This window comes from Methanococcoides burtonii DSM 6242 (assembly GCF_000013725.1).
GTDB classification, from domain to species: domain Archaea; phylum Halobacteriota; class Methanosarcinia; order Methanosarcinales; family Methanosarcinaceae; genus Methanococcoides; species Methanococcoides burtonii.
In genome coordinates this window covers 19,133-37,621 of the sequence record NC_007955.1, presented here as the reverse complement: position 1 = coordinate 37,621, position 18,489 = coordinate 19,133, and the positions used below count along the sequence as shown (strand labels likewise).

The 18,489-nt window shown below is 41.3% G+C and carries 20 protein-coding genes and 2 tRNA genes; 12 read left to right on the top strand and 10 right to left on the bottom strand.

Translation table 11 applies throughout. From position 1 onward, the window contains the following. The first annotated feature begins 355 nt into the window (after positions 1-355). From MBUR_RS00250 to MBUR_RS14215, 6 genes are all read left to right on the top strand, one after another. On the top strand, positions 356-1,786 hold the full coding sequence (locus MBUR_RS00250) for a nucleotide sugar dehydrogenase (protein WP_011498235.1): 1,431 nt from the start codon (positions 356-358) through the stop codon (positions 1,784-1,786). A gap of 367 nt (positions 1,787-2,153) precedes the next feature. Continuing rightward, positions 2,154-2,432, top strand: a complete 279-nt coding sequence (locus tag MBUR_RS12715; protein WP_157196597.1) for a hypothetical protein — start codon at positions 2,154-2,156, stop codon at positions 2,430-2,432. Between the two features lie 434 nt (positions 2,433-2,866). Next, positions 2,867-4,315: a type II/IV secretion system ATPase subunit gene (locus MBUR_RS00245; RefSeq protein WP_232221917.1), complete on the top strand. Its 1,449-nt coding sequence runs from the start codon at positions 2,867-2,869 to the stop codon at positions 4,313-4,315. Positions 4,316-4,335: 20 nt separating this feature from the next. Beyond that, positions 4,336-4,671, top strand: a complete 336-nt coding sequence (locus MBUR_RS14225) for a hypothetical protein (protein ID WP_011498232.1) — start codon at positions 4,336-4,338, stop codon at positions 4,669-4,671. Further along, positions 4,650-5,840, top strand: a complete 1,191-nt coding sequence (locus MBUR_RS14220) for a hypothetical protein (RefSeq protein WP_232221916.1) — start codon at positions 4,650-4,652, stop codon at positions 5,838-5,840. The genes MBUR_RS14225 and MBUR_RS14220 overlap by 22 nt, the downstream gene beginning before the upstream one ends. 14 nt (positions 5,841-5,854) lie before the next feature. Continuing rightward, entirely contained in the window at positions 5,855-6,271 is a 417-nt protein-coding gene (locus MBUR_RS14215) for a hypothetical protein (protein WP_232221915.1), read from the top strand. 35 nt (positions 6,272-6,306) lie between these two features. On the opposite strand, the gene MBUR_RS14660 is transcribed toward MBUR_RS14215, so the two are convergent. After that, complete coding sequence (locus MBUR_RS14660) at positions 6,307-6,471, bottom strand: 4Fe-4S binding protein (protein WP_394295782.1); 165 nt, start codon at positions 6,469-6,471, stop codon at positions 6,307-6,309. 102 nt (positions 6,472-6,573) lie between these two features. On the opposite strand from MBUR_RS14660, the gene MBUR_RS00235 reads away from it, so the two are divergent. The 3 genes from MBUR_RS00235 to uppS all read left to right on the top strand — a co-directional run bounded on the left by MBUR_RS00235 (position 6,574) and on the right by uppS (position 9,033). Then, on the top strand, positions 6,574-7,620 hold the full coding sequence (locus tag MBUR_RS00235) for a radical SAM protein (protein ID WP_011498230.1): 1,047 nt from the start codon (positions 6,574-6,576) through the stop codon (positions 7,618-7,620). Between the two features lie 106 nt (positions 7,621-7,726). Further along, positions 7,727-8,038, top strand: coding sequence for a DUF2551 domain-containing protein (locus MBUR_RS00230; protein ID WP_011498229.1), 312 nt, complete (start codon positions 7,727-7,729; stop codon positions 8,036-8,038). A gap of 143 nt (positions 8,039-8,181) precedes the next feature. Then, entirely contained in the window at positions 8,182-9,033 is an 852-nt protein-coding gene (uppS, locus tag MBUR_RS00225; protein WP_011498228.1) for a polyprenyl diphosphate synthase, read from the top strand. Between the two features lie 296 nt (positions 9,034-9,329). Here the strand turns inward: uppS and MBUR_RS13630 are convergent, their stop codons facing one another. The 8 genes from MBUR_RS13630 to MBUR_RS00185 all read right to left on the bottom strand — a co-directional run bounded on the left by MBUR_RS13630 (position 9,330) and on the right by MBUR_RS00185 (position 13,830). Further along, positions 9,330-9,467, bottom strand: a complete 138-nt coding sequence (locus MBUR_RS13630) for a hypothetical protein (RefSeq protein WP_157196596.1) — start codon at positions 9,465-9,467, stop codon at positions 9,330-9,332. Positions 9,468-10,088: 621 nt separating this feature from the next. Then, positions 10,089-10,173: transfer RNA gene (locus MBUR_RS00215), tRNA-Leu, on the bottom strand. 72 nt (positions 10,174-10,245) lie between these two features. Next, positions 10,246-10,333, bottom strand: a tRNA-Leu gene (locus tag MBUR_RS00210). Positions 10,334-10,384: 51 nt separating this feature from the next. Next, complete coding sequence (locus MBUR_RS00205) at positions 10,385-11,188, bottom strand: DNA-directed RNA polymerase subunit D (protein WP_011498227.1); 804 nt, start codon at positions 11,186-11,188, stop codon at positions 10,385-10,387. 23 nt (positions 11,189-11,211) lie between these two features. Continuing rightward, on the bottom strand, positions 11,212-11,592 hold the full coding sequence (locus tag MBUR_RS00200; RefSeq protein ID WP_011498226.1) for a 30S ribosomal protein S11: 381 nt from the start codon (positions 11,590-11,592) through the stop codon (positions 11,212-11,214). A 13-nt stretch (positions 11,593-11,605) separates the two neighbouring features. Then, positions 11,606-12,160 (bottom strand): 30S ribosomal protein S4, encoded by a 555-nt coding sequence (locus MBUR_RS00195; RefSeq protein ID WP_011498225.1) that lies wholly within the window; start codon positions 12,158-12,160, stop codon positions 11,606-11,608. A gap of 12 nt (positions 12,161-12,172) precedes the next feature. After that, positions 12,173-12,619, bottom strand: coding sequence for a 30S ribosomal protein S13 (locus MBUR_RS00190; RefSeq protein WP_011498224.1), 447 nt, complete (start codon positions 12,617-12,619; stop codon positions 12,173-12,175). A gap of 308 nt (positions 12,620-12,927) precedes the next feature. Continuing rightward, positions 12,928-13,830: a DMT family transporter gene (locus tag MBUR_RS00185; protein ID WP_011498223.1), complete on the bottom strand. Its 903-nt coding sequence runs from the start codon at positions 13,828-13,830 to the stop codon at positions 12,928-12,930. Positions 13,831-13,928: 98 nt separating this feature from the next. Here MBUR_RS00185 and MBUR_RS00180 point away from each other — a divergent pair, with 98 nt between their 5' ends. Both MBUR_RS00180 and MBUR_RS00175 read left to right on the top strand, forming a co-directional pair. Continuing rightward, positions 13,929-14,279 carry a DUF5684 domain-containing protein gene (locus tag MBUR_RS00180; RefSeq protein WP_048063105.1) on the top strand — a complete coding sequence of 117 codons (351 nt, stop codon included), beginning with the start codon at positions 13,929-13,931 and terminating at the stop codon, positions 14,277-14,279. 21 nt (positions 14,280-14,300) lie between these two features. After that, on the top strand, positions 14,301-14,966 hold the full coding sequence (locus MBUR_RS00175) for an HAD family hydrolase (protein WP_011498221.1): 666 nt from the start codon (positions 14,301-14,303) through the stop codon (positions 14,964-14,966). A gap of 5 nt (positions 14,967-14,971) precedes the next feature. On the opposite strand, the gene MBUR_RS00170 is transcribed toward MBUR_RS00175, so the two are convergent. After that, the gene (locus MBUR_RS00170) at positions 14,972-17,794 is read right to left on the bottom strand and encodes a M1 family metallopeptidase (protein ID WP_011498220.1); all 2,823 of its coding nucleotides are present in this window, start codon (positions 17,792-17,794) and stop codon (positions 14,972-14,974) included. A gap of 153 nt (positions 17,795-17,947) precedes the next feature. Between MBUR_RS00170 and MBUR_RS00165 the strand changes: the two genes are divergently transcribed. Further along, a complete protein-coding gene (locus tag MBUR_RS00165) occupies positions 17,948-18,481 on the top strand; it encodes a DJ-1/PfpI family protein (protein ID WP_332244225.1) in 534 nt (177 codons plus the stop codon). Positions 18,482-18,489: the final 8 nt, after the last annotated feature.

Below are 18,489 nucleotides of genomic sequence, written 5' to 3'. Positions count from 1 at the left end.
CAAATATTCAATTGCCCACATAACAGATACTTACTTATTATTTACCTGCCTTCCCCTAATTAAATACTTATCTTTTTTATCACCATCCATAATAGATTTCCATCCCTGATGAAAATTCGATTTTTTTCACAATATAGAACTTCATCCAAAGAACATTGTCTGATAAGATCAGCAATATAAGGGACATAGGGGGAAAAATACTGAATTGAACACTTTAAAGTAAGAACATTTCAACTAAAAAATGAATGTTCTGAATATATATGAGTTAAATAATATATGAATAGACAATATGCTAATGCCCATATAAGCACAATATATTTTACAACTTCCACATATAAACTAAAATAGTGATATCATGACAAATAAACTAAGTTCAATTCTTGAAAAGAGAGGTCCGATAAAAAAGATAGGGGTTCTTGGAATGGGATACGTAGGTATTCCTGCAGCTGCTTTATTTGCAGATTCTGAGAAGTTCGATCTTGTCCTGGGATTCCAGAGAGATTCGCCCAGCTCCGGCTACAAGATAGAGATGCTGAACAAAGGGGACAGTCCATTAAAAGGAGAAGAACCTGGCCTTGAAGACCTACTTCGAAAAGTCGTAGATGCAAATAAATTTGAATGTACCCCAGATTTTTCAAGAATATCTGAGGTTGATGCTGTGGCACTTGCCATACAGACACCATTCTTAGACCCGGCAAGTCTCCAGCCTGATTTTAGTGCCCTTATCGAAGGTATTCGTAATGTTGGCAAATACCTAAAGGAAGGAATGCTAGTAGTCCTGGAATCTACAATAACACCCGGAACAACGGATACCCTTGCAAGGCAGATACTTGAAGAAGAATCAGGGCTTAAAGCAGGAGAGGATTTTGCACTTGCACACGCTCCAGAGAGAGTGATGGTCGGACGCCTGTTAAAGAACATACAGGAACACGATCGTATCGTAGGTGGGATCGATGACAACAGCACGAAAAGGGCAGTAGAACTATACAGTCCTGTTTTGACAAAAGGTCAGATCATACCCATGACAGCAACCGCTGCCGAAGTTACAAAGACCGCTGAAAATACGTTCCGTGACCTTCAAATAGCAGCTATCAACCAGCTTGCATTGTATTGTGAAGCAATGGGAATTAATGTATATGATGTTCGAGCAGGAATAGATAGCCTCAAAGGAGAAGGAATCACACGAGCTGTGCTTTACCCGGGTGCCGGAGTAGGTGGGCATTGCCTCACCAAAGATACATACCATCTTGAAAGAGGAGTCACAACAAGCAATGGAGATCTTGACTATCCTGAAAATACAGATTCTTTATTTGTACTTGCAAGGAAGGTAAACGACTTTATGCCAGATCACATGTACTACCTGACACGAGAAGCCCTGAAGCGCATTGGTAAAGACGTGAGGGGATCAAAAGTAGCAATATTGGGTTGGGCTTTTATCAATGATTCTGATGACGCAAGAAATCCACCATCTGAGCCATATAGAAACCTTCTGATAGAGAACGGTGCTGAAGTGATGGTACATGACCCCCATGTACTGAACTACCCTGAAGTAGAGATAATGAAAAACATTGATGAAGTAATAGAGAATGCCGATGTCGTTGCAGTTCTGACAGGACATTCAGATTACTTTAAACTCGACCCAGCCTATCTTAGATCACTTACAGAAAAGAAGAACACCGTGATCGTAGATGGAAGGAATGTCCTCGACCCAGATGCCTTTATTGGCAATGGATTCGTTTACAAAGGTATTGGCAGGGGCGACAAGAACAAACATCCCATAATTTGATATGATGTCAGATCTCTTTTTAAAAAAAGGTGAGCAGTTGAAAGAACTGCCATCTTTATAATTTTTTGAATTGTCTATCCCGCGCATCCATTTAATAGTTCTATGTTGATCTTTGACCGCACTCACATTCAACAAATATTAAATTTTCATACAGTGTAAACAATATAGTTACATTTTTATAATTAAACTAAATATTTTCCTGTAGATATACACAGGATTGAACATCGTGGTCAATACAGACAAATTATATAGATCATTCTTAAAGAAGGATGCAAAAAACGATAACAAATGCTCATATAAAATACGGCAGACAAAGACTCAGAGATCAATCATATTTATGTGTTCGATCTGTGAAAATTCATCAACATTGAACGATCAGAACTGCCGTAAACAAATACTTTCAGCACTCCTCAGAGAACCACTTGTCGAAAGAATTGTCCTTTCTCATCTTTATGAACGTGATTACGAAGGCAAAGAAATAAAAGCCCTTTACGAACTTGCACACTTGCAGGAAACCCTTAGTAACTACATCAATCCGAACCTTTCGTTCAATTGTCATCAGGCAGCAACTGATAAATGTTGTTCAGATAGGATCAAAATGATCAAAACAATTATTGCAACATCAAAAAATGATCTATTCAGATAGATCCAGCTTCTCAGAGAACTTCAGGAAAGAAACGAAGGAATAAACGGACCAATTGTTGTAGATATAGTTCCCGAATGCGATGAATGTAATAGATTTACTAAAAGTTTCCAATTGATTATGGATGAAATATGGGAAACAAAACCGGGTTTGAGACAATTAATTGATACTGATGAAAGTACCCATCAGAAATTGATTATGACAAATTAATAAAACCAAGTGTTAGACCAGCATTTTCTACATCAAGAATATACATAGAACCTCCTGAACTATCGGAGTTCCTTGAATGTTATGAGATTTCACACCACAACGGAAGAGATCTACAAGTCTCCATCTATGAGATGACAGATCGTCCTGAAAAACTGTACATGATAATTCCCAGAGAATACAATCTCGATACAAATACTCTTAAAATGATAGAGAGAGTTCGAAAAAAATTGATACGATTCAGACCGGATGATATGAATTTTGCAAACCCTGCCAACTCCAGTGAGTATTTCCGAAGGATCGGAAAGAAGATGATCGAGGAAGATGCAAGGTCACATAATATCGCACTTGCCCCTGCAGATGTGAACAGTTATTCTGAACTTCTGGCAAAATACACCACCGGACTTGGAATACTTGAAGATATATTGTCCGATACAAGGGTCACAGATGTTTACATCAATGCCCCGGCAGACAAAAATCCAGTGCATGTGCTCATCGATGGAGATGAATGCATCACTAACATATTTCTATCACAGGATGACCTGGATTCGATGGTATCAAGATTTCGTGCCATAAGCGGAAGACCTTTTGGAGAAGCTACCCCGATACTCGAGATGGAACTTAAGGAATTCGGCGTCCGAGTTTCTGTCATAGGGGACCCATTGAGTGCGAACGGGCTTGCATATGCATTTAGGAAACATTCCAGAAGACCGTGGACACTACCAAAACTCATTGCCACAGGGTCTATCTCCCCACTCACAGCCGGTTTATTAAGCTTTCTAATGGATGGTGAGACATCCATCCTCGTTGCCGGAGAAGTAAGAGCAGGCAAGACATCGCTATTGTCTGCAATGATAATGGAAATACCACAGAAATACAGGATACTTACCATTGAAGACACCAGAGAAATACCTATCGAGGATCTTCAGGAACTGGGTTGGAAGATGCAGGGAATGAGCTCTCGGTCATCCATACTTAACACGAATCTTGAAATTCGACCGGAAGTTGCACTAAGGGCAACATTACGACTTGGAAATTCATCGCTCGTTATAGGAGAGGTAAGAGGAGAAGAAGTAAAAGTTCTCTATGAAGCAATGCAGGTCGGAGCTGCAGGCAATTCTGAACTTGGTACGATCCATGGGGCATCTGCAAGTGCAGTTTACGAAAGGATAGTACATACGCTTGGAGTACCTCCAGCCTCATTTAAAGCAACAGATGCCGTTGTAGTCTGCACAAACACAAGGGTAGGCGGAAGTATGAGCAAGAAGAGGCGTGTTACCCAGATATGCGAAGTGGTCAGTGGCTGGGATGAAACTGCAGATGCAAATGATATTTTTGCAGACATCATGGAATATAATGCTGCAACAGATTCGCTTGTACCCACCGATATTCTTGACAGGGGTCAGTCTGAACTTGTTGGGAAAATAGCTCACAAGTGGGGAATCTCGATAGATACCGCGTCCCTTAACATCCGCATAAGGGGAAAGATAAAAGAAAAGATGGCAATTGCAGGACAGACCAATCCGGACCTTATAGAAGCAGAAGCAGTCAGCAAAGCCAACAATATGTTCTGGCTCTACATGGACAGGGAAAAGAATGGTTCCGAGGGACCTGATTATGAAAATGTCTATCAAAAATGGTCAGATTGGTTTGACAAATTCTCTTCAACTTATATCTGAAATAAAGTGGCGGAATTCAAATGGAAGCATCCCGGAATTGGTATATTCGAAGCTGTAAGTTCACAGTCCACCACTTTTCCCATTTCATAAAGGACATGGACAGTTTTGCCACAAAGGCCGAAAGGTCCGTCAGTCAGGAATATCGTGATTCAATTACTTTTACCGGATTCGTGATAGAGCCTTTTGAGACCGTGATGTTCTCCTATGTTGGTACATTTGCCACTTTAGCATTGTTACTGCTCTTTGACACCCTATTATTTCAGATAACGACATTCGACCGTACTATATTAACACTTGTAGTGGTCCTGACAATTACTTTACCCTGTGTGTTCTTTTGTACCTTAGTGAATATGTGAAGATACATGCAAGATACATGAAGATACAGTCAATAGGTGATATTCCAGAGGTCTTAAGCTATGTAGTGATGTCAATGAGACTTGTATCGAACATGGAAAAAGCAGTCCATTTTGCAGCCAGCCATTCGAAGAGACCTCTTGCATATGACCTTCGGAAAATGTTATGGAACTTGCAGGTTAGAACATATTCCAATATCGATGATGCACTTCTTGATTTTGCTGACATGTGGGGAAAGAACAGCGAACATTTCAAAAGGTCACTTCATCTTATCAAAAGCTCAATTAGTGAACCTGACGAAGCTCAGCGTATAATAACACTCAATCGCGCCCTTGACATCGTTCTTGATGGTACGAAAGAACTGATGGAACAATTTGCATCGAAATTAAAAACGCCCACATACATCCTATATTCGATATTCATATTGATACCACTTGCACTGGTCGCATTACTTCCTGCAATGACCGTTGTTGGATTCAAGTTCAATATTGTGACGCTGGTCATACTCTATGACATCATTCTTCCCCTTGCGACCTTTGCTTATGCTGAATATATCCTAATGCAGCGACCAGCAACCTTTGTACCTCAGAATATCCCAGATACACACCCGGAGCTAAAGAACATTGATCAGAAAAAACGCAATGGATTCATTATAGCAATTATTGTGGGAACGCTCATTAGTATCTCTGGTTATACATACAAATATATTGGAAATCCATTCAACATAATATCTACAGGTACGCTAAATGGTATCCTACCACCCACACTCCTGATAATATGGGGGGTCGTGATCGCTTTTTCAATATACATGAACGCTGCTTATTCCCCATATAGAAGAATACGTGATGAGATAAAAAGGATGGAAAATGAATTTGCAGATGCATTGTTCATTCTCGGGCGGCGTATCTCGGAGGGCAGGGCAGCAGAAGAAGCATTTGCCCACACTGCAAGAACAGTGCAGGGATCCCATATCGGAAAAGCATTTGAAAGGATCTCTACCAACCTGATAACGATGCGAACGGATATAAGGACTGCAATATTCGATGACGAGTTCGGGGCTTTCAAAGATATTTATTCAGACAGGATACAAACGACTATGGTCATGTTCACTGAAAGCATACATAAAAGTCATCAGTCGGGATTGCCATCATTAAACTTGCAGATCACTTGAAGGAGCTTCAGGTGGTGGAACAGAACATAAAGCATTCTCTCTATGACATGACATCTACCATGCGAACTACAGCAATCATATTTGCACCTCTTATAGCAGGAGTTACAATTGCACTTTCAGAAGTCATATCAAAAATATTGCAGAATATAGCACAAGGGATGAGTAGATTACCAGAGGAGATCATGCCCGGACCTGCGAACATCACACCGGAGAACCTTGACCAGACAATTGCCCCAGAGCTATTCATGCTAGTCATAGGGATCTACTTGATACTGATCACAGCAATACTCACAAGATTTTCAAGCACTATTGAGAACGGTGGAGACAGAACACAGTTCATGTATGACCTGGGACAAGGATTACCAATTTCTATAATCGTTTTCACTGTAACTGCCATTGCGGCAAGGACATTCTTCAGAGGGCTTATCTGAGCTACTAAGAACAAGAATGTGATATTATTGGCAGATCATTCGATATAGACAATGGCCTTTATGAAGCATACCTTTGCGCAATCCATACAGAGAACACAACGATCATGATCGATGGTCACTCTATCATTGTGAAACTCTAAAGCATCATGAGAACATATTAGAGCACATTTTCCACAATTATTGCATCCTATGATGGCCATATGGCCTTCAAGACTCGCCATTGTCAAAGATTATGGTACAAAATAGATAAGCACTTTGCTTTAAAACATGCTTATATATCAGAGGGCATATGAAGGGATACTATGAAAGAAATGATCCAGACGGATAAAGGGTCTTTCTACAATTTTCTAACTGAAGGTTGCAGACTCTGTCAACAAGGTGCCAAAATGGTACTATTCATCACAGGTATATGTGATAGAGGATGTTTCTACTGCCCCCTTTCCGAAGACAGGAAAAGAGATACAGTTTATGCGAACGAAAAGGCAGTTGAAACTGATGAGGATGTTTTGTGCGAAGCACATACGATGGATGCGCTAGGCACAGGCATCACCGGAGGTGAACCTTTACTGAAAAAAGAGAAGGTTATCCATTATATAGAACTTCTCAAAGCAGAGTTTGGGAAGGCACATCATATTCACCTCTACACATCCATAGCACCTTCAAAAGAAACACTTGAAGCTCTTGCTTCTGCCGGTCTGGATGAGATACGATTCCACCCACCGCAAAATATGTGGCACGTTCTGAAAGGATCCGCTTATGAGAAAGCGGTGAAGGATGCAAAATATCTGGGCATTGAAGTAGGGTTCGAACTGCCTTCGATAAAGGGAGTTCTCGAGTTGAAGGACATTATTAACGAGATGGGATGCTTCCTGAACCTTAACGAACTGGAATTTTCAGATAACAATGCCATGGAACTCACAGGAAGAGGATTCATGCTTAAGAACGATATAAGCAACGCAGTTGAGGGTTCTGAAACATTTGCCCGGGAAATTGCGCAGTATCTCCCAAAGATGCATTTCTGTTCATCAAGATATAAAGATGCAGGGCAACTTAGGGAACGACTCATTAGAACTTCTAAGCAGACCGCCCGCCCATTTGATGAGATCACAGAGGATGGGACACTGCTATACGGATCCATAGAAGCAAGCGATATAGAGGAACTTGTGAGCTTCTTAAATGAAATAGGAGTCCCTGAAAAGATGTTCGCAATAAAGGAAAGGGCAATAGAATTGCCGGGGTGGTTTGCCGAAGAAAATGCCCAGGAACTTAAAGAGTTTGGATTCGTGCCATCAATTATCGAAAGATATCCTTTCAAAGATGGTCTGGTAGTCGAAGTTATACCGCTTTGATACTAACATTTATAAGGATTAATGCTGTAGAGAAAACGCATTCTGCATCAGAAATCAAATATATTACCATAAATTTATAACTTAAAATCACATAAAGACAATTGAGGTGTTTGTGCTGGAGACTATAGAAGACCGGGTTAAGGCGAGACTTATAAAATATTTGGGCCGAGACGATACCGGAATACGGGAAGTTGTTCTGAAAATGTTCCTAGACGGAGGCACTTTCACTACAAGTGATGTCTACAAACATCTCCATGAAAAGGAGTTCGATGTAAGCTACAGAGGAGTTTCAGCCATGGTAGGGCTTATGAACACAAGGCTTGGAATACTCAGTATCGATGTTACAGGCGACCATAATCTATACCTGTTGAAAGAGGACTACAAACCAGTAGTTAAGTCCGTACTTGATAACTACTGATCGTCACTAAAGCTCATACTACTAATTGATGTGGATGATCAGTTTTGGTACTGTCAAACAGTTATTGTTACAATTTATACATCCACAATCAATCAATCAATCAATCAATCAATCAATCAATCAATACCAAGATCTGATCTTTTATGACATCACCATTAAATCTGTTCTATAATATATATGAAAGATCCCTTCTTGCAAGTATGAAAGGGAAAGCGGTTCCAGAGCATATTGCGATAATTATGGATGGGAACCGTAGGTTCGCTGGCAAATTAGGGAAAAGGGTGGATTATGGCCACTCTCGCGGTGCAGATATTACGGAGAGGGTTATCGAATGGTCTTATGAAATAGGAGTTAAAGAACTCACAGTATATGCTTTTTCTACAGAAAACTTTAACCGCACCGATGATGAGACTGTACGCCTTTTTGAACTTATTGCTAACAAATTTGACTATATGCGCAAGAACGAGCGTACCCATGAACGAGAGATAAGGGTGCGTGCTGTCGGAGATATTGGTCTTTTGTCCAAAGAACTTCAGGAAGCTACCCGAAGGATAGAGGAAGCTACAAAGGACTACAGAAAGTTCAAACTGAACGTTGCTATTGCTTATGGCGGCAGACAGGATATAGTACAAGCTGTAAAAAAGATGGCGGATAAAGTGCTGATCAATGAACTGATGCCTGAAGATATCAGTGAGAACACTGTTGCAGAGCATCTATACCCCATAGAAAGTCCCTCGGTCTCGAACGTAGACCTTATAATCCGCACAGGTGGAAATGAAAGGATCTCGAACTTCCTGCCATGGCAGGCCAATGGGAACGAATGTGCTGCCTATTTCTGCGCACCTTTCTGGCCAGAGTTTAGGAAGATCGATCTTTTGAGATCGATACGCATTTATCAGACACGTCTTGAAGAACAAAAAAAGTACGAAAGACACCGAGAAGAACTTTTCTTAAGCAAAATGCAAGATCGCTGTAAAAAAGAAGAACGTATTTGAAATTGAGCTTTTACACAAAACACATTGGAAAAAGAGGAATGAAGCCGTAGTGAAAATAAATAGTTTGACGGGATGGAGGAAACTACGGCTGAATGTTGCAGAAACTCATCTGCAAACTCTTAGAAATTCTTCAAATTGTTCATAATATCTTGCTCTGTTTATCAATTCTGTAAAGAAATCATCCATTTTAATTCACCTCAACTGATAGTACTACTTCTGCATATATTAAAGACTGCCAAGCGGGGTGAAAGTATTATTTATTTTCACTAATGAAGACGATCAATAATGGAGAATTGTTAATCTGAAAGCTGGCGAATATCAGAATAAACTGCTATCGGACCCAGAAGAGTTATTTCATTGTGCAGGGCTACAGCAAAATATCCAGATTTTCTAGAGCAACCCGCCAATAATCCAATGTCATCAAGAGGCATCATTGGTCTGAACTTCCAATCTACGAAATTCTTTATTAGAACAGATTACGAGCCTATCGATTTGAGTAATGAGGAGGCTGAATTACTGGAAGCTATTTCCAAGAGATCTACATCAATAAGGGAGATAAGAAATCGTTTGAATAAGCTACCCATAACGAAACACTTTGAGATGCTTATGCAGAAACGTTTGATACAGCCAATTTATTAAACACGTACTCTGAAAAAGGGAAGAGAAAGCTTCTATGAACACTAGGAAGCTTTAGAACATGCATTCAGACTTGGTAATGAAATTATCCACAAGCCGTAAAGAATGCTAATATGGATAATGGTTCGGTGAAACTAAGTGAAAAAGAATGAGCTTTTCATGGAAAATTCAAATCCGCTGATCGAAACAAAAATAATCGTTCTTGGAATAGCTGAACATACTGAAAGGGAAGTAATCTCAATTTAAGGTTACATCGGTTAGCCACTTCACTCTTGTATATTTTTTGAAAAAAATAAAGATGTTGTATGCACAATTGCTATCGAATTTAGATATATTGCGTAAATGTGTCAAAAACTGACTATATGGAAGCAAAAGAGAGTAAAAGATGCATCGGTGTTTAATAATTAAATAGAATATGATGCGGGAGGTGTGATTCGAACACACGAACTCCTACGAGACTAGGCCCTCAACCTAGCGCCTTTGACCTGGCTGGGCAACCCCCGCATTTCGTTGTTGTTTATTGAACTTATATCCCAATGAACTCAGGATAAATCGATTCCATATTAGTAGTATGTTTGGTGCGGGAGGTGTGATTCGAACACACGAACTCCTACGAGACTAGGCCCTCAACCTAGCGCCTTTGACCTGGCTGGGCAACCCCCGCACGGGAATACTTCAAATTAAATAAAGTAAAAAGGAAATCAGATTTCCCAATTTACAATGTACTCAAGATGTTTTGCATCTCAGAGGCTTTCCCCTTAATGGTATTCACTGCATTTAAGATTAACTGTTGAGCAGTGTATGAGCCATCAGATTCCATAGTAAAAATGAAAGATTTTTCATCTGCACTTACAGTAATTGCATTAATGTCGCAGGAATCCTGACAAAGCCTACAAAGTGAACACTTAAGAAGGTCTTCATCGGCCACCATTGCAGATCCATCAATGAGTTGAATGATGTTCCTAGGACAAGAATTGATGCAGATGCCGCACCCGTCACAGCCTTCAAAGGTTACAATAGGCATGATCTTGTAGCCGCAGGCAACGCCTGCCTGCCACTTTGCATGCTTGTTACCGTAGCCCATATGAGCAATTGCTTCAAGTACAACCTTCTGCCCCACCCTAAGATCAATTATAGGGATGTTCTTGTCTGCTGGTTGAACATTCGGATCAGATGAAACAATATCACCGGAGTGAACGATCGTCTGACCACTCTCATCTGTTTCTACACTGAGTGTCAATGAAACAGTACATGCAGGGCAACCTGCCCCATCGCATGTACATTTATCCTGAGGAACGAAGTCGTCGAAGCTGGTAGTGAGTGGGATCAAACCCAATCTCAATGCCAACTGTTCGTCATACAGAACAGAAGTATTGTTATAGATATTCACGTCATCGATCGCAAGCGTAGGTACGTCGGCAAGCATTGCGCGACGAACTCCATTTGCGAAAGCTGCAGTTGTATTTGACAGTATGAACTTTGCTGATCTGTCCGATAACTCAAGTATATCGATTTCCATAAAATAACCTCTGTCCTTTGTGATTATACACGCCTTCCGCCTTTTGGACGAGTTCCATCATGTGGAACTGGTGTTACGTCTTCGATCCTTCCGATCCTGACGCCAGCTCTTGCAAATGCCCTGATAGCAGCCTGTGCCCCTGGTCCAGGACTCCTCTGCTTGTTTCCACCCGGTGCTCTTACCTTGATGTGGACACCCTCGAGACCCTTGTCCCTAAGAATGTCTGCAAGCTGAGTAGCCATCTGCATAGCAGTATATGGGGAGCTTTCATCCCTTGCTGCCTTTACAACCATTCCACCAGAGGATTTTGCGATGGTCTCTGCGCCTGTGAGGTCAGTCACAGTGATGATAGTGTTATTGAATGAGCACTTGATGTGTGCAACACCCCAGATTCCGTTAGCCATATTTAATTCCTCCTTATTCCTCAACCACTGATGCTGCGATCTGTGCAGGCCTCTCTGGATGAGATTCCTTGGTCATAGGTGATGTACCGTAATATTCGACATTCATCTCCTGCTCCCTTGTTACCATCATACCAGGGACTGTTACCCTCTTACCATCGATAGCGATATGTCCGTGTGTAATGAACTGCCTTGCCTGACGTGCGGTGCGGGCGAGTCCAAGTCTGTGGACCTGGGTCTGAAGCCTGCGCTCCAGAATAGCCTCGGTCTGGAGACCAAGAACATCATCGATATTGGAATCAGATTTGAGAATTGAGAACCTGATAAGTTTTGTAAGGAGCTGATCAGCTTCGGTCTTTGAGTGACCTATAAGATCAGATTCTGCGGACTCTGCAAGAAGACGTCTTGCATCTCCCCTGAACCTTCTCAGAACACTGAGTGATTTCCAGAGTTCCCTTTTGTTACGGAGACCATACTTCTTAACGAGCTCGACCTCGGATGCCATCCTTTCTGCTTGCCATGGATGTTGTGGAGTGTCATAGCTCTTTGTACTTTTACCTGGATATGCCATAGTTCATCACCCTCATTTCTTCTTCCTGACACCAATGGTGCTTCCACGCCTGCCGGTGGATTTGGTTCTCTGTCCTCTGACCTTGAGACCTCTCTCATGTCTGAGACCACGGTATGCACGTGATTTCTTGAGGTCGTTAAGATCTTCTTTAAGTGTCAGAATGATGTCCTGACCAAGAAGGTGCTTGTTTTCCCCTGTTAAAGGGTCAAACTGTCTGTTGAGCATCCATTTCGGAAGTTGCTCTTCGAACTTATCAATAGTTGAATCCAGTTTTTTAATATCTTCGTCAGAAAGGTAACCGATCACTGCGTTTGGGTCGATACCTGTACTGTCAACGATAACACGAGAGGTTCGTAATCCGATACCACGTATACCGGTCAATGCATACTTCACTGGCTTTTTGCCCTGCAGATCAGTATTCATTATACGAACCAGATGTCTTATTTCTTCATCTGCCATATATTGTCCTCCTTAAGAATGCGATATCGCACCCCGTAGCCTCGGAACTTATCTGTTCCGACACAGCCATGTGGCTTTATAAATTTTTATAAATTCAAAAGCGACTTCGCTGAATATGCCGTTTCTGGTATATAAAGGTATTCATCTAAATGAAATACTAACAAACTTATCTCAAAATAAAAATATGTATTTGGACGCATATTGCCAAATCCGCAATCATCCATATTCAGCATTGAATCTGCATATAACTGTCCATAGCCCTTTCAAAAGGAACCCTCACAAAGCAGAAAATGGCTCCAAGACACTGATCACGTCTCGAATTCAGGGTGCTTTCTAAAAGAGATATTCTCCATAACAGCAAGAAGAGCACCTGCAATAATAAACACACACCCCAAAACCGTTTCAGCAAATATTACACTATGCAAAAGAGCATAATCAAAAAATATCCCACTTACAGGCTCAAACATAGCCAGTATACTAGCAGTCTGAGTTCTTACCTTTGACAAACCAGTGAAATAGAGAACTCCACTTATACTTGTATTCACCACTCCAAAAAGAAGCAGTAGCATAAAATTGTCCTTAAGTACCGGGACCGTAACATCCGATGCAAAAGGAAGTAGCACAATTACACAAAATACTGTTGCCCAGAAAAATTGTGCAAACCCTGAATATTCATCTCGGAGGTAGCGTGCATTCATGATAAGGAAACTGAACGATATACCCGAAAGAATACCAGCGATCAAACCAACAAAGTGCATATCACTAAATCCAGCACCAACGAGGTTTGAAGGGTCCACCACCAGAACAATGCCTGCCATAGACAGGAGCAATCCAACGATGCCAAGCCTCGTAGGTATTTCCTTGAGTACAAAGGGAGAGAATAACGTAACATACATAGGTGCTGTATAGAGCAACAAAATAGCAATTGACAACCCCGAATATAGAATGCATGTAAAATAAAAATAAATGGTCATGAGCTTGAAGATACCAAGAAGCAATAAGTGCTTACGTTTGCCTTTTATCTTGATAAGGTCCATTTTGCCTGTCAGATACACATAACCTGCAAGAAATATCACACCAATAAGAAGTTTGTAAAAGATAATAGGCAGAGTACCCATATCATTGATGAGAACAAGAAAAACACCCACCATACCATAAACGATACAGCCGGTCGTGATCTCCAGATATCCCTTGACAGAAGATGATGCCATGAACGACAAATGAACCACACATTATAATAGAATATTGCATCCATCACCGGTATGGATAAGTATAAGGTATAACAATCTGAAAATAAAAGGTAACTAATATGGACATCATATCATTCTACCCAGGATTTGGCACACAACACCTTATAGCTGCCATACTGCTCTACGCATATATTTCCTACTCTTTGCAAATAATAGCTGCCAAGACTCAAGTTGGAAATTCATGGATGGCATGGATACCAATATTAAATCTCATATTGATGTGCAGGATCGGAAATACATCGACCCTAGCACTTCTGGGACTGCTCATTCCATTAATAAACTTATTTATATTCGCATACATCTGGGGAGAAATAGCTTTTGCCACCAACAGATCAAGATGGTACGGATTACTCATAATAGTACCCGGGATTAATGTGATCCTCCCGGGATACCTTGCATTTACAGACTGAATGCGAGGATATTAAAAATACATGGCAAGAAATATACAGGCTGTCCTTTTTGATATGGACAACACCCTTTTCGATTTTCTGGAAGCAAAACTAATAGCATGCCAAAGGATAGTAGAGCACCTCGGCACAGGTGATGCAGAAGCAATGCTTCAATACTTTCTAAGAGAGAATACCGGTTTTGAAGACCTTGAGAACATACAGGACTACCTTCTTGACAACAAATTATATTCCGAAGATAACTATGCGATCAGTTGCGATCTATATGATAAAGTGAAAGTGGAAGCACTCGTCCTATATCCCGGCGTCATAGAAACACTGCAAAAGCTCAAAGAACAGAGACTGGATATCGCACTTGTTACGGATGCACAATCATACAATGCAATTAAACGTATCGAAAGAACACAGATTGGCAATTACTTCGATACAGTTGTGACAACTGACATGACCGGTGCAAAAAAACCCGACCCAAAAGTATTCCATTATGCACTGAACATTCTGAAAATTCCCCCATCAAAAGCTCTTTTCGTAGGAGACAGTCCCAGAAGAGATATCGAACCTGCCCGAAAGATAGGAATGCAAACTGCCTACGCAGCCTATGGTGATAAAAGAGAAAATGGACAAAAAGTAGAAGCCGACATCACCCTTTCAAAAATATCAGAGATAATCGACTTTATATTTGAAAAGTGAAGGGATCAGAACCCTTCGATCGTACCATTTTCTTCCTGATATCTTGCAACCGCTTTAGGAGCACCTTTCAGAAGCTTCCTTACCCGATTATAGACACTCGGAACCTTTTCAGCATCCAGTTCATTCAACATCTGTGCAAGGATATCCACCAAAGGCACATAATATATCTCTTCCATCAGATCTATATTTGCAAACACGTTCAGCATGCTAGTGGTACTATATTCATTGACATTAGAGAGCTTGGACAAGATCTCGCGAAGCAGTTCACGTCCAGCTTCCGTTTGCAGGGATATTTTCCTGTTCCTCGCAAAACCACCATAAAGAGCACGCTGGTCATTTGCCTGCTCGATACGGAACGATTCGGAGGCTTCGATCTGCCTGACAAGGGATACAGCATCCATACTGCTATTTCCTGCGACTATTGACAAGAAGGTCTCCCATGCAACAAGGCTTTTCTTTGACTCCTCCATGAACATTTCAAGAAGTTCCATCTTATCCTCAGCAGAACTGTTAAGATAGCGGTCAAAGGCTGCAAGTTTGTCACTTGCACAAGAGGCTTCATAGAATTGTTTCTTGCATAACTGTTGCACAAAAGGAGTATCAAGTGTCGCAAGTATTCTTAGAACCAGGTTCTTGACCTGACGGGCTTTAATGCAACGTGCCTGCTCTTCAAGAGTATCGTTCGCAGGAACTGAAAGCGTAAGGTATTTGTGATAGATATTAAGAATCGAAACGGTCCGGTTCTTTGCTATTTCATTGAGAATACGTTCCTTAACATCATAAAGGAGCTGATAGCGGTGAGATAAAGATACATCCTCAACTGATTCGAATATCGAGAGGAACTGGCCACCAACATCTTCCATAAGTTCATCATCAGTTATGAGCTCACTAAAGAGATCAATGAACATTTCAGAGACACGGGCATCCTTGTCTGCAATGAGCTTCATCTTTTCCCGGTCGACCAGAGTGTAATACGCAACGAACCTATTGATCATATCGTTATCCTTTTCCACCTGCAGGAGCAATTCATCATCGGAAACATCACGAACGACCTTCCCATAGAACGAATATCCACGGTTCACAGAAATAAAGGCAGGCAGGTCAACATTTTCCACAAGAACCTCAGCTTTTTCAGAAGCTATCCATTCAGTGAATTCTGCAATATCAGTTCCTTCATTATCCACTAATGCAGCCACGAAAGGGAATTCCCAATGAGTGCTGCCTTCCGGAACGACCTGAGCCAGATCAAACTTAAATGAACGGTTCGAGCTGTCGTAAGAAGTATTGATGTTCAAGACAGGGAATTTGGTCTGTTTAAGCCAGTTTTTGGACATTTCTGAAAAGTCCATTCCGGAGAACTCTTCCATCGTCCTGAGCCAATCCTCACCTGTTGCATTGGAATGACTGAACTTCGTATGATAACTATCAAGAGCACGTGCAAACGTTTCCTTGCCCATTAACGTTTCAAGCATCCTGACAAATTCCGGTGCTTTCACATAGGTGACAGCGGTTATCAGGTCATTGGGATCGTTAAAGCCTTCCGGAACAATAGACATCGAAGCTGCTCCGCTATCAATGGCAAAGGTACCCACCCCGGGATATAGCAGGTCCAAGACGTTCGCCAGACGGCTGTAGTTATCTCCGAAAAGGAAAGCATGGAACTGATGTTCAATGTGTACGGTCACCGCCTCATTAAGCCAGATCTCAAAAGGACTCCAGCCAGTGACCTCCGAACCATTGATATTGTGATAATATTCATGCACCTTGACACGTATCATGTATTCAAATGCAGGATCAGTGGTTTCCGGATATGGCATGATGCGGTTCGTGGTGATGGTAGTATTGCCGACATTTTCCATCCCGCCAAAATCAGAGTTCTGCATTCCGATCTCACGATAGACAGTACCGGTATATTTATAGCCCATTTTAAGAGAGCTATCAAGCTTTTTCAGTTCATCACGAACGAACTGGAGGTCTTCAGAGTCACCTTCTTTCTTCAGACCATCCCTTGTCCTGACAAGCTCATATATCTCTTTCCTCTTGTCAAGTTCATTGTATTGTTCAGGTCCGGTGAAAAGATATGTCCACAGAACCGAATCATAGAGAACATCAAGTGCCTTTTCTGCAGGATATATATCAGATGCCGGAGGGACCAGGAACTCGAGATTGAAAGTGTCGCCACAGGGGTATTCGAATTCTCTTGTGAAAGTGCGGTAGGTACCCACTCCCAAAAAGAAGAGATAGGTCGCCATGGGAGTGATAGAATTGTCATAGATGATCTTTGACCTGCCATTTCCGATGGAATAACGTTCATCGATCACATCACCATTGGATATGAGATTGGTGTAACGTTCATCTGCAATTATTGTTGTAGTGTAAGTGCATTTTGCAGTCATGTCGTCAATGCAGGGAACAATGCGCTGGAAGCCCCACTGTTGACACTGAGTGATCTGCTGAGGGGGTGCACCTGCCGGTGTTTCGTCATAATAGAGACCTTCGAGTACATTCGAGGTTGGCCTGCAAATGGTTTCCGTGTGAATGACAATTTCAGTGTTTTCCGGCACCATTGCAGGGAATTTTATGGACAGTATATATTCGTCCGGCCTGTAATCATAGGATATATCATAGTCCTTGCAACTAATGTCCTTTATTTCCAGATCACGACAGTTAAGGTCAAGATGATCTATCGAATTTTCAAGTGTCTTGACCTTCAGATCGGATGTAACATATGTATGGTCATTATATACATCGAACAAAAGGTCCATGTGAATGACATTTACAGTAAGCTCCCCAAAATCTTCAGGATAATATTTGTATATACGTTCCATGTGATCACACCTATTTTCCTAAAGTCATGTTAGCTTAAACATGTTTCTAAATAGTGATAGGCAACGGTCATTCAATATTCTGTGAGTAGGGGATAAAAGCAACACTTTTTCAAAGAAAAGGACACAATTATAGAAAGAGATAACTTTTTGTTGGTGATCATTTTGACAGAGCAGAAGAAAATACTCATGGTAATAGCACAGGAAAATTTCAGGGATGAAGAATTTCTTAAACCAAAGAAGGTATTCGAGGACAGTGGTGCAAAGGTGACCGTTGCGAGCAACACCACAAAGAAAGCAAAAGGCGTGCTTGGAAAGAAGGTCAGTCCGGATATCAGCATCTCTGATGTGAACATCGATGATTATGATGCAATCTCAATAACCGGAGGTGGAGGAGCAAAGCAATATCTGTGGGATAACAAGGAACTTCAGGAAATTGTCAGAAAAGCAAACGAACAGGGAAAGATCATTGGTGCAATCTGTATCGCACCTGTGGTCCTTGCCAATGCGGGATTGCTGGAAGGTAAAATGACCACTGTTTTCAAGAACGAGGAAACTGTGAAGATCCTGAAAGACAATGATGCGAAATACAGGGATAAAGATGTCATGGTCGATGGGAATATCATAACTGGTAGGGACCCAAATGCTGCCAACAAATATGGACAAGCTGTGATAAAGGCTTTGAAGTAAATAATACA